14 protein-coding genes are annotated in these 10,930 nt (G+C 68.7%); 7 read left to right on the top strand and 7 right to left on the bottom strand.

What is annotated here, in order from left to right:
• Window positions 1-2 precede the first annotated feature (2 nt).
• Window positions 3-1,619, bottom strand: coding sequence for a GMC oxidoreductase (locus ACFW0G_RS03535; protein ID WP_378323110.1), 1,617 nt, complete (start codon window positions 1,617-1,619; stop codon window positions 3-5).
• Window positions 1,620-1,735: 116 nt separating this feature from the next.
• On the opposite strand from ACFW0G_RS03535, the gene ACFW0G_RS03540 reads away from it, so the two are divergent.
• Window positions 1,736-2,410, top strand: coding sequence for a hypothetical protein (locus ACFW0G_RS03540; protein WP_378323111.1), 675 nt, complete (start codon window positions 1,736-1,738; stop codon window positions 2,408-2,410).
• Here ACFW0G_RS03540 and ACFW0G_RS03545 read toward each other — a convergent pair.
• The gene (locus ACFW0G_RS03545; RefSeq protein ID WP_378323113.1) at window positions 2,407-2,883 is read right to left on the bottom strand and encodes a hotdog fold domain-containing protein; all 477 of its coding nucleotides are present in this window, start codon (window positions 2,881-2,883) and stop codon (window positions 2,407-2,409) included. The two genes, ACFW0G_RS03540 and ACFW0G_RS03545, sit on opposite strands and share 4 nt — an antisense overlap.
• An 82-nt stretch (window positions 2,884-2,965) precedes the next feature.
• Between ACFW0G_RS03545 and ACFW0G_RS03550 the strand changes: the two genes are divergently transcribed.
• Both ACFW0G_RS03550 and ACFW0G_RS03555 read left to right on the top strand, forming a co-directional pair.
• Window positions 2,966-3,556 carry an acid phosphatase gene (locus ACFW0G_RS03550; RefSeq protein WP_378323114.1) on the top strand — a complete coding sequence of 197 codons (591 nt, stop codon included), beginning with the start codon at window positions 2,966-2,968 and terminating at the stop codon, window positions 3,554-3,556.
• Entirely contained in the window at window positions 3,557-4,039 is a 483-nt protein-coding gene (locus tag ACFW0G_RS03555) for a GNAT family N-acetyltransferase (RefSeq protein WP_378323115.1), read from the top strand. It begins immediately after the preceding gene.
• A gap of 156 nt (window positions 4,040-4,195) precedes the next feature.
• Here ACFW0G_RS03555 and ACFW0G_RS03560 read toward each other — a convergent pair whose 3' ends face one another.
• Window positions 4,196-4,684, bottom strand: coding sequence for a hypothetical protein (locus tag ACFW0G_RS03560; protein ID WP_378323116.1), 489 nt, complete (start codon window positions 4,682-4,684; stop codon window positions 4,196-4,198).
• 336 nt (window positions 4,685-5,020) lie between these two features.
• Between ACFW0G_RS03560 and ACFW0G_RS03565 the strand changes: the two genes are divergently transcribed.
• The gene (locus tag ACFW0G_RS03565; RefSeq protein WP_378323117.1) at window positions 5,021-5,956 is read left to right on the top strand and encodes a diacylglycerol/lipid kinase family protein; all 936 of its coding nucleotides are present in this window, start codon (window positions 5,021-5,023) and stop codon (window positions 5,954-5,956) included.
• 258 nt (window positions 5,957-6,214) lie between these two features.
• A complete protein-coding gene (locus ACFW0G_RS03570; RefSeq protein WP_072481920.1) occupies window positions 6,215-6,469 on the top strand; it encodes a WhiB family transcriptional regulator in 255 nt (84 codons plus the stop codon).
• 444 nt (window positions 6,470-6,913) lie between these two features.
• Here ACFW0G_RS03570 and ACFW0G_RS03575 read toward each other — a convergent pair whose 3' ends face one another.
• Both ACFW0G_RS03575 and ACFW0G_RS03580 read right to left on the bottom strand, forming a co-directional pair.
• The gene (locus tag ACFW0G_RS03575; protein WP_378323118.1) at window positions 6,914-8,431 is read right to left on the bottom strand and encodes a sensor histidine kinase; all 1,518 of its coding nucleotides are present in this window, start codon (window positions 8,429-8,431) and stop codon (window positions 6,914-6,916) included.
• A 4-nt stretch (window positions 8,432-8,435) separates the two neighbouring features.
• Window positions 8,436-8,648, bottom strand: a complete 213-nt coding sequence (locus ACFW0G_RS03580; RefSeq protein ID WP_378323119.1) for a biotin/lipoyl-binding carrier protein — start codon at window positions 8,646-8,648, stop codon at window positions 8,436-8,438.
• A 168-nt stretch (window positions 8,649-8,816) separates the two neighbouring features.
• On the opposite strand from ACFW0G_RS03580, the gene ACFW0G_RS03585 reads away from it, so the two are divergent.
• Window positions 8,817-8,891 (top strand): 50S ribosomal protein bL37, encoded by a 75-nt coding sequence (locus ACFW0G_RS03585; protein ID WP_098515123.1) that lies wholly within the window; start codon window positions 8,817-8,819, stop codon window positions 8,889-8,891.
• Between the two features lie 63 nt (window positions 8,892-8,954).
• Here ACFW0G_RS03585 and rsrA read toward each other — a convergent pair whose 3' ends face one another.
• Together rsrA and ACFW0G_RS03595 are read right to left on the bottom strand one after the other, a co-directional pair.
• On the bottom strand, window positions 8,955-9,281 hold the full coding sequence (rsrA, locus tag ACFW0G_RS03590) for a mycothiol system anti-sigma-R factor (protein WP_378323120.1): 327 nt from the start codon (window positions 9,279-9,281) through the stop codon (window positions 8,955-8,957).
• Window positions 9,278-9,913: a sigma-70 family RNA polymerase sigma factor gene (locus tag ACFW0G_RS03595; protein WP_378323135.1), complete on the bottom strand. Its 636-nt coding sequence runs from the start codon at window positions 9,911-9,913 to the stop codon at window positions 9,278-9,280. Before ACFW0G_RS03595 ends, rsrA begins: the two co-directional genes overlap by 4 nt.
• 188 nt (window positions 9,914-10,101) lie before the next feature.
• Here ACFW0G_RS03595 and ybaK point away from each other — a divergent pair, with 188 nt between their 5' ends.
• The gene (gene ybaK, locus ACFW0G_RS03600; RefSeq protein ID WP_378323122.1) at window positions 10,102-10,578 is read left to right on the top strand and encodes a Cys-tRNA(Pro) deacylase; all 477 of its coding nucleotides are present in this window, start codon (window positions 10,102-10,104) and stop codon (window positions 10,576-10,578) included.
• Window positions 10,579-10,930 lie beyond the last annotated feature (352 nt).

Consider the following 10,930-nt stretch of genomic DNA (forward strand, 5'->3'; position numbering starts at 1 on the left):
GCTCAGCTGAGCACGTCCTCCGCGAGTACGCGCTCGACGTTGCGTTCGGCCAGCGCGGTGATCGTCACGAACGGGTTCACGCCGGTGCTGCCCGGGATGAGCGAACCGTCGACGACGTACAGGTTCCGGTAGCCCTTGACCCGGCCGTAGTTGTCCGTCGCCTTGCCCAGCACCAGTCCGCCCAGCGGGTGATAGGTGAACCGGTTCTCGAACGGCCTGGTGTCGCCGAAGAGGTCGTGGCGGTAGATCGTGGTGTTGGCGCGGTTGATCCGGTCGAACAGCGCCTTCGCCGCGTCGATCGAGGCCTGGCCCTGGTCGGCCGCCCAGTGCAGCCGCGCGGAGTCGGTGGCCGCGTCGTAGCTGAAGTGGCCGCGTTCCGGGTTCTTCGTGATCGCGAGGTAGAGGCTGACCCAGTTCTCGAGCCCGGCGGGCATCGGCGCGATCTCGGCGAAGACGGGGTGCACGGGATCGTGCCAGTTGTCGATGCCCAGCGCGGGCATGCAGGACTGCGTGCTGCCGGTGACGTCCCAGAGGTGGTTGGCGCGGCCGAGCATGACGTTGCCGTTGGTGCCCCACCCCTGCCCGATCTGGTCGTTCAGCGCGGGCAGCCGTCCGGTGTCGCGGGCCCGCAGCAGCAGTTCGGTGGACCCGAGGCTGCCCGCGCCGAGGAACAGGAACCGCGTGGTGACGTGCTTGGTCGCGAGCACCGTGCCCTCGGCGTCGAGTTCGCGCACGACCAGCGTGTACCGGCCGTCCGGCTGCGGGAGGATCTCGCGGACCTGGTGCAGCGACTGGACGGTGACGTGCCCGGTGCCGAGCGCGGCGGCGAGGTACGACTTGTCGAGGGAGCGCTTCCCGTGGTTGTTGCCGTAGATGACTTCGGACGCGAGCGCGGAGCGCGGGACCTGCCCGGCTTCTTCCCGCTGCAGATAACCGAAATCGTAGACGCTGGGCACGAACGTCGTGGTGAAGCCCGCCCGCCGCGCGGCTTTCCGGGAAACCCTGGCGTACCGGTAGGACTTGCACGTCTCGAACCAGCCGGGATCCACGTGGTTGGTGCCCAGCCCCGCGTTCGCCCGCGGGAAGTACACGCGGTACATCTCGTCCGCGTCGACCTCGGGCAGGATTTCGGTGAAATAGTCCCGTTTCGGCGTCACCGCCATCGCGCCGTTGACGAGCGAACCGCCGCCGACGCCGCGTCCGACGTAGACGGACATGTCACCGAAACTCACCCGGTCGAGCACGCCCGCGTACGACTTGATGTCGCGGTTCACGACGTCGAGCCAGAGGAACGAGGCGAGCGGCGCCTGGGTGCGCCGGGTGAACCACATCGAGCGCTCGTCCGGTTTCAGCATGTCGCAGAACGTCTTCCCGTCCGCGCCCGCGCTGTTCCAGAGCTTGCCCATCTCCAGCACCAGCGTGCCGACGCCCGCGGCGCCGAGGCGCAGCGCGGTGACCGCCGCGCCGTAGCCGCTGCCGATCACTACGGCGGGCACCTCCTCGGGCAGAGCGGCGCTTTCCGCGCGGGCGGTCCTGGCCGAAACGGTCGTGACACCGAGCGCGGCGGCGGTGTTGAGCGCGGTGAGGCCGAGAAAGCGACGGCGATTCAAGACAGACATGCCCGCGATCGTCGCACCAAGTTGGTAAACGGTGTTTAGTAGCGGCGGTTTTTTCCGGGTTTCCCCTGGGTGATTCACCCGATGTGGTGTGGTACAGGACACAGCAGGCTGGCATCATGACGTTGTTCACGCTGGCCGCCGCGGGTTTCACCGCGGCCACCCTGGCTCTGGGTCCGGCACCTGCCGGGAACGCGCCGGACCCGGTGCCCACGTTCGACTTCCGCGACTGCCCGGCACCACCCGCGAACGCCGACCCCGGCACGTGGCGGTGCGAGGCCTTCGTCTCCCAGGGGACGCTGACCATCCGGGACCGCGAGATCCCGCTCGGCGAACTGCGGATGACCTTCGCCGAAGGACGGGTGAACGGACAATACGCGCAAATCTTCGGCGCGCTGCGCCATTCTCCCGCGCGCGTTCCCGGGGTGTTCGGCACGACGATCCGGCTGCGCTATGGCGGACATTCCGATTTCCGGACCGTCGGGAACCGGCGCGGCGAACTCGACCTCTTCGCGGAACTGCGGCATCCGCTGCTACCGGGGGAATGCACGCTCGGAAGTCCGCCGAAACCGCTGCGTTCGGTGGTGTACGACGATCCCGCCGTACCACGGAAAGTGATCTCGAAAGACCCGCCGACCTACTATTTCGGCGTCGTCGACCAAGCACTCGCACTGCCCGCGACACAGCACTGCGGACCGCTCGGCGCTCTCGTCGACCGCCGCCTCGGCCTGCCGTCGCCCGCCGGGAACAACGTGTTCAAGCAGACGACGTACGTGCAGTACAAACCGCTCTAGGACTTCTTCTTCGGCGTGACCCAAATGGTGATCGTCGCCGTCACGACCGGTTTCCCGTTCGTGTCGGTGATGGTCACCGGCACGGGCAGCTCGAAGCCGTCCTCGCCGAATTCGGGCACTTCCGGGAGTTGGGCTACCGCGCGCAGGCTCGTCTCCGCCTTGGCGACGTAGGAGACGGTCATACCCTTCGGCAGCCAGCGGTGCGTGCCAGGGACGGTGGCCTCGGCGAGCATGCCCATGGCGATCTCCGCGAGGTTGCACGCGGCGATCGCGTGGAACGTGCTGATGTGGTTGTAAACACCCCACCACTTCGGCGCGGTCACCTCGCAGTACGCGGGGCGCAGCTCGCGCACCGAGGGCAGCACCGTGCGGAAGTAGGGAACACGCAGGCACATCGCCGCGGAGAACAGCTGCTTCCCGCCGGGTTTCGCGGCCAGCTTGCGCCACAGCGCGAATGTCGGGCTGTCTGCCATATCCGTCTCCCTCACGAAGTTACTCACGGGTAGCTAAGCAGACGCGGGACCCGCTTCGCAAACGGGCCGTATATTCGGCCGCGTGGCTCATCGGCTCTTTCTTCTCAGGCATGGCCAGACCGAATGGTCGGTCAACGGCAGGCACACCGGACGCACCGACATCCCGCTGACCTCGGCGGGCGAAGGCCAGGCACGCGCGGCGGGCGGCACCCTGCGCACCCTGGTCGGCGGTCCCGCGCTCGTGCTGTCCAGCCCGCGCACCCGCGCCCAGCGCACGGCCGAACTGGCCGGGCTGCGCGTGGACGAGGTGACCGAGGACCTCGCCGAATGGGACTACGGCGACTACGAAGGCGTCACCACCCCGACGATCCGGGAGACCTTTCCGGGGTGGACGGTCTGGACGCATCCGATTCCCGGCGGCGAAAGCGCCGAGGACGTCCAGGCGCGGGCGGACAAACTGCTCGACCGGGCCCGGCGCGAGGTCGAGCGCGGCGACGTCATCCTGGTGGGACACGGGCATTTCAGCCGGGTGCTGGTGGCACGCTGGCTCGGCCTGCCGTCCACTTCGGGCGTCCACTTCGGACTCGACCCGGCCGGGATCGCGGTGCTCGGCGACGAACGCGGCGAACCGCAGATCGAACACCTCAACCTGCTGCCGCTGCTGGAGGCCTGAATGCCCGACGACCGCATCCGCCGCGTCCGCGAGGAAGACGTCGACGCCGTCGTCGAACTGGTCTACGACCTCGCGGAGTACGAACGCGCCCGCGACGAATGCCACCTGACCGCCGACCAGCTGCGGACGGCACTGTTCGGCGAGTCCCCCGCCCTGTTCGGCCACGTCGCCGTGGTCGACGGCGAGGTCGTCGGATTCATGCTGTGGTTCCTGAACTTCTCGACCTGGCGCGGGGTGCACGGGATCTACCTGGAGGACCTGTACGTCCGGCCGTCGCAGCGGGGCACCGGGCTCGGCAAGGCGATGCTCGCGACGCTGGCCGCCGAATGCGTCGCGCGCGGCTACGCCCGGCTGGAGTGGTGGGTGCTGAACTGGAACCCAGCGACGGAGTTCTACAAGTCGCTCGGCGCGGTCCCGATGGACGAATGGACCGTGAACCGCCTCACCGACGACTCACTCCGCGCCCTCGCCGCCGAAGCCTGACGCGGATGAGCCACCCGAGAACGGGAGCGAGGGACCTTTACTACCGCCGGAGCGAAGCAAGGGACCTTTGCTAACACCCTTGAGCAAGCCAACGATTAGCGCGTTAAGCAACGCTAGCAAAGGTCCCTTGCTCTCCCGCGCGGAGAAAACCGCTGGTCAGCCCTGATCCTGCTCGCGGCGCTCGCGTTCGGCGCGGCGGCCCGCGAGGCCGCCACGCTCCGCGGCGTCCTCCTCGCTCTCGCCTTCCTGCAGCCCCAGCGCCCAGGCACGCGACGGGCGGCGGAACAGCAGCACCAGCGTCGCGATGCCGAGGATCGCCAGCGGCACGCCCCACACCGGCTGCCCGGACGGCCCGAGGATGTACCAGCCGATCCCGACGAGCATCAGCGCGACGACCACGCCCGGCGACCGCGCCCACGTCTTGCCGAGGATCAGGCCCGCCGACGCGGCCAGGAACATGAGCGCGAGCACGACGTAGGTGGCGACCTCGGCGTAGATGTTGTTGCCGGGCAGCGCGGGCTCCTGAAGGCCCCTGACCAGCACGACCACGCCGAAGACGAGCAGCCCGAGCGAGGGCACGGCGGAGATGACGCCGGCCAGCCGGACCTCACGGGGGGCGGGCGAGAGCTTGTCGGCGAGGGGCACGTCGAACGGCCTTCCTGGCGGCTTTTCCGGAGCGCGGTGGCCTCGACCTGGGCGAGTCACCGTACGTGAGCACTTTCGATGGTATGCCACCCGGTCGGCCGTTTTCGCGGGGCCGCCGGGCGGCAAAAATCAGCAGTGTCGTCGATGAGCGGGCGGTCGGCCCGGGTGCACTTGTCACGACGAGCGGAGACTCACCGGCAGTAGAGGAGGGCCGCCCGCCACAGGGTCACCGGTGCTGTTGCGAGGACGCCACCCGCCAGGAGCGGGGCTGAGCTTCTGGTCACCCTTGTGCGCTGGAAGGTTCTCCGCCCGGTGGACGTCACTTACCCTGCGGTAGTGCGCGCGATCCTCGTCGTGAACCCCCAAGCCACCTCGACCACCGCCGGTGGCCGGGACGTGCTGGCGCACGCGCTCGCCAGCCAGGTGAAGCTCGACGTCGTCGAGACCGACTACCGCGGGCACGCGCTCGCGGTGGCCAGGGCGGCGGCACGCGACGGCTTCGACCTGGTGGTGGCGCACGGGGGCGACGGCACCGTCAACGAGGTCGTCAACGGCCTGCTGGCGGACGCCAGCCCCGCGCGGGTGGGCGACGGCCCGATGCTCGGCGTCGTACCGGGCGGCTCGGCCAACGTCTTCGCGCGCGCACTGGGTATCTCGCCCGATCCCGTCGAGGCGACCCACCAGCTGCTGTACGCGCTGGAGCACGATCGCTCCCGCCGGATCGGCCTCGGCCTCGCCGACGGCCACTGGTTCACCTTCAACGCCGGCCTCGGCTGGGACGCCGACGTCGTCGGGAAGGTCGCGAAGCGCCGTGGCAAGCAGACGAGCGCGGCGCTCTATCTCCGCGCCGCCGTCGGCAGCTACTTCCGGCCGCCGCTGGGCCGTCCCGCCCTCACGATCCACCTCCCCGGCGAGGAACCCGCCGAGGCGATGACCGCTTTCGTGTCCAACACCGATCCGTGGACCTACCTGGGTGACAGGGCCGTTCATCTCAACAGCGATTGTTCGTTCGAGACCGGACTCGGCCTGTTCGCGTTGAACGGTATGAGCTTGCCGACCGTGTTCAGGCATGTACGGCAAGCTTTGCTCACCGAGAGCAACCAGCGCGGGCGACGTCTCCTTCGTCACGATGATCTGCCGAAGATCCGCATCGACGCAGCTGAACCGGTACACTTCCAGGTGGACGGCGACCTGGTCGGGCAGCGGACCGGAGTGGAGTTCGTCAGTGTCCCGGATGCACTCACGGTAATCGTGTCGCCACCGGACCTCTGATCGCCTGCGGCAAAGCGTTACATGCCGCTCGTCGACGCAGAACCTCCACTCACCGCATCGGCCTTCCCAACCGAAGGCCGTTTCGGACGGAAACCGCAGGTCAGACGCGTCGCTCGGCCGGGTGAGCTGACTCACCGATCTTCGGAAAACCCTTGTCGAAAGCGGTGCTTCGTGAAAGCATTCACAAGCACCCAAGAACACGACCGCCATGACGACTATGGCGCGGAGTACCGCGCCGTTATGAAGGAGCTCACGAACATGGACTGGCGCCACGACGCGGCCTGCCGAGACGAGGACCCCGAGCTGTTCTTCCCCGTGGGAACCAGTGGTCCTGCTCTGTCGCAGGTAGCGCAGGCGAAGGCCGTGTGCCACCGCTGCACCGTCGCTTCCGACTGCCTGGCCTGGGCTCTGGCCAGCGGCCAGGACGCCGGCGTGTGGGGCGGCATGAGCGAGGACGAGCGACGCGCGCTCAAGCGCCGCCGTACGCACATCGGCACGCGCACCAACGCCTGATTCTCACAGCACCACAGTTTCGCCAAGCACCACCAGCACCACCACGGAGCCGAGGAAATTCACCCGGCGCGGTAGCAGCATGCCCGCGCCGTCTGGGGTGATACCTACCCGGTTCCATTTTATCAACCGAGGTGAAACCACCCGGGTACGGGTACCGCGTAGCCTCACCAGGACTTCATGTCCTCCCGCGAAACGTGGAAAGGGCCGACACCACCAGGTGTCGGCCCTTCCTCGTGTCTTCTCCGCCTGATCACGCGAGTGACGCCCCCAATCACGCGAGATCTCCGTTCAATCACACGAGTTCCGCGCCCGATCACGCGAGATCCACCCTTCGCACCCGACGTCCACAAGGGACACTGCCGTGCGCCGAGAGGGATTTCGCGTGCCTGCCAAGAGATCCGGCGTGCGCGGGTGGAGGTCCGTCGTGTTTGGACGGAGATCTCGTCAGAGACGGCGGGACAGCGGGATGCGGAGCGCGGCTTCGGTACCCGCCTGGCGCGAGGTTCCGGCGTCGGCACGGACTTTCCGGAGCGAAAGCGAGCCGCGCAGTTCCGACTCCACCAGCGTCCGCACGATCTGCAGGCCGAGCCCGTCGCTGCGCTCCAGCGAGAACCCGGACGGCAGCCCGCGCCCGTTGTCCCGGATCAGCACGTCCAGCCAGCGCGCCGAACGCTCCACGATCAGCTCGACCTTGCCCGAGCGCCCGTTCGGGAACGCGTGCTCGACGGCGTTCTGCACCAACTCGGCGAGCACCATCACCAGCGGCGTCGCGATCTCGGCCACGACCACCCCGAACGAGCCCTCCCGCGAGAGGCTGACCTGGGACTCGGCGGTGGCCACCTCGCCCACCATCGGCAGGACGTTGTCGAGCAGGCTGTCCAGATCGACCCGCTCGTCCACGGAGATGGACAGCGCCTCGTGCACCAGCGCGATCGACGTCACCCGGCGCACGGATTCGGCGAGCGCGAGCCGCGCCTCCTCCGAGGACGTCCGCCGCGACTGCAGCCGCAGCAGCGCGGCCACCGTCTGCAGGTTGTTCTTGACCCGGTGGTGGATCTCGCGGATCGTCGCGTCCTTGGACAGCAGCGCGCGGTCCCGCCGCTTGACCTCGGTGACATCACGCACCAGCACCAGCGCGCCCGCGGCCTGCCCGGCCGGGCGCAGCGGCAGCGCGCGGAACAGCACCACGGCGCCGCGCCGCGAATCGGCCTCGGTGCGGCTGCTCGGTTTCCCGTCGAGCGCCTCGATGATCCGGTGCGACACCTCGGTGGCGTCGAACGGATCTCGGATCAGCGACCGGGTCAGCGGCGCCAGCCGGGTCCCGACCAGATCGGACTCGTGCCCCATCCGGTGATACGCCGAAAGCCCGTTCGGGCTGGCGAACACGACGGTTCCGCTTGGGTCGAGCCGGATCAGCCCGTCACCGACCCTCGGGCTCGTGTGCGTGTCGGTTTCGTTGCCACGACTGGGAAAAGTCCCGTCGACGATCATCTGGCACAGATCGCCGGCGCTGCCGAGATAGGCGATTTCGAGCGGGCTCGGCACCCGTGGCGCCGCCAGGTTCGTCTCCCGGCTGAGCGCCGCTATGACCTTGCCGCCGAACGTCACCGGCACCGCTTCGCGGCGCATCGGCAGATCGCGATACCAGTGCGGATCCTCTTCACGGCAGATCCGCCTCTCCCGCATGGCACGCGCGAGTTGCGGATGCTCCTCGACGGTGAACCGCGCGCCGACGACGTCCTCGGGATGCGCGGTGGGCGCCGTCGTCGGCCGGGCGTGGGCGACGCAGACGAAGTCGCCGCCCTCGGGCTGCAGGTCCTGCGCGACCGGCACCCAGAGCAGGAAGTCGGCGAACGAGAGGTCCGCGAGTAGTTGCCATTCGGCGACGACGGTCTGGAGGTGATCCGCCGCCTCCCCGGGAAGGCCGGTGTTCTCGGCGAGCAGATCGGAAAGCGTGGACACCGGGTTACTCGACCACCCCGAGCAGGTCGCCCTGCTGGACGAGGTCACCCTTGGCCACCGCGACGCTGGTCAGCGTGCCCGCGCCCTCGGTCGCCACCGGCAGCTCCATCTTCATCGACTCCAGGATCACCACGGTCTGCCCGGCCGCCAGCGCCGTACCGGGCTCGGCGACCACTTCGAGCACGGTGCCGACCATTTCCGCCCTGATCTCGGCCATCGACGTCCTCCTGCCTCTCTCCGGCCCCCATCCAACCATCGGCACAGGCGCCCGACCAGGTGAGCGGAGCGCATGCCACACTAGGGAGGTTGACCCGAGCCCGGCAGGCGCGTCAGCGCCCCGCAGTGGCCACCCACGGTCTGGAACATACGCAGCAAGGAGTGAACGATGTCGAAGCGCGCCCGCAAGCGTCGCGACCGGAAGAAGAACGGCGCGAACCACGGCAAGAAGCCCAACGCCTGAGCATCGGCGTGAAACGGCCCCCGCACCAGCCGGTACGGGGGCCGTCGCCGTTCTCCGGCGAAACTACTCGGAGCGTTCCTCGACGCTGATCTCGGTGCGCTCCACCGTGACGTTGCCGCGCGTGGCGACGGTCTTGCGGATCGACGCGCGCAGCCTGCTCTTGAGGTCGTCCGGCGCGTGGTCACCCCCGCACTTGCGGGCCAGCAGCTGCTTGAGCTGCTCGTCGATGCCGAACTCCTCGAGGCACGGCGGGCAGTCCTCGATGTGCTTGCGCAGCACCGCGTCCCGCTCAGGACTGCACTCCTTGTCGAGCACCAGGTAGATCTCGGCGAGCGCCTCCTCGCAACGCACCTTGGCCTCGGCGTCGCCTGCGTCCTCGCAGTAGTTCATCGCCCCGCCACCTCCTGGCGATCACGGCGGATGAAGCCGCGCTCGCGCGCGACGTCGGCGAGCAGGTCGCGCAGCTGCGCGCGGCCACGGTGCAGACGGGACATCACGGTACCGATCGGCGTTTCCATGATCTCGGCGATCTCCTTGTACGCGAAGCCCTCGACGTCGGCGAGGTAGACAGCCAGCCGGAACTCCTCCGGCAGCTTCTGCAGCGCGGCCTTGACATCGGTGTCGGGGAGGTTGTCCATCGCCTCGACCTCGGCCGACCGCAATCCGCTGGAGGTGTGGCTCTCGGCCTTGGCGATCTGCCAGTCGCTGATCTCGTCGGTGGGCTGCTGTACCGGCTGCCGCTGACGCTTGCGGTAGCCGTTGATGTAGGTGTTGGTGAGGATGCGGTACATCCACGCCTTGAGGTTCGTGCCCTCCTTGAAGGAGGCGAACGCCCCGTACGCCTTGAGGTAGGTCTCCTGGACCAGGTCCTCGGCGTCGGCTGGGTTGCGGGTCATCCGCATCGCCGCCGAGTACAGCTGATCGAGCAGCGGCATCGCGTCCCGCTCGAAGCGCTCGGCGCGCTCGGCCGCCTCCTGGACGTCCGCGACCTCCTCCTGCGCGGAATTCTGCGTGCTCGGCAAACCGTTCCCTTCCCGGTCGGGGCCGATGCGCGGGCGCGCATACGGCACCCGCGAGTTTACGCGGGCCGTGCCAGGGCGCTCGGAACGGCGCCTGCCGGTCTGACGAGGGAGGGTGAGCGTGGTGTTCACACCCGCTACAACCGGAAACGGCGTTGCCGCATTCCCCGGCTCTGGCACACTCAACGCCCATGGCCGGTAAGGGAACCCCGGCGACCGCGCTGCTCGCGAAGCAGAAAGTCGCCCACGAACTGCATTCCTACGACCATGATCCGCGTCACGAGTCGTTCGGTTCGGAGGCGGCCGACGCCCTCGGTCTCGACCCCGCGCGCGTGTTCAAGACCCTGGTCGCCGACGTCGACGGCAAGCTGACCGTCGGGGTGGTCCCGGTCACCGGCCAGCTGGATCTGAAGGCGCTGGCGGCCGCGGCGGGCGGCAAGAAGGCGAAAATGGCCGACCCGGCCGCCGCGCAGCGGGCGACGGGGTACGTGCTGGGCGGGATCTCGCCGCTCGGGCACCGCAGCCGGATCCCGGTGGTGATCGACGCGACGGCCGAGAAGTTCGAGACCGTGTACTGCTCGGCGGGGCGGCGCGGCCTGGAGGTCGAACTCGCCCCGGCCGAGCTGGTGCGGCTCACCGGCGCGGTGGTGGCACCGATCGCGGGCTGAGCGGGAGCAAGGGACCTTTGCTCCCATTGCTTAGTGCGCTAATGGTTGGCTTGCCAAGGGACGTTAGCAAAGGTCCCTTGCTCTCTTTCCGCAGGTCGGAGCCGATCTCGTGACCCATGAGCCGAAGGACGCTTTCAGTGCGCTGGACGCAGCGAAGGACGCCTTGAGTACAGGCAACGCACCGAGGGACGCCTTCAGTGCATTGGCCGTGCCAAGGGACGCCCTAGGTGCACCCGACGCACCGAGGGACCCCCACGTCGCATCTCCCCGCCGCTCACGACACCCCGGCCTCCACACCCCCCTGCGGGAAACGCCGTTAAGGCCACCTTACGGGCGTCTGACGCCCGTAAGG

This window comes from Amycolatopsis sp. NPDC058986 (assembly GCF_042741125.1).
GTDB lineage: Bacteria > Actinomycetota > Actinomycetes > Mycobacteriales > Pseudonocardiaceae > Amycolatopsis.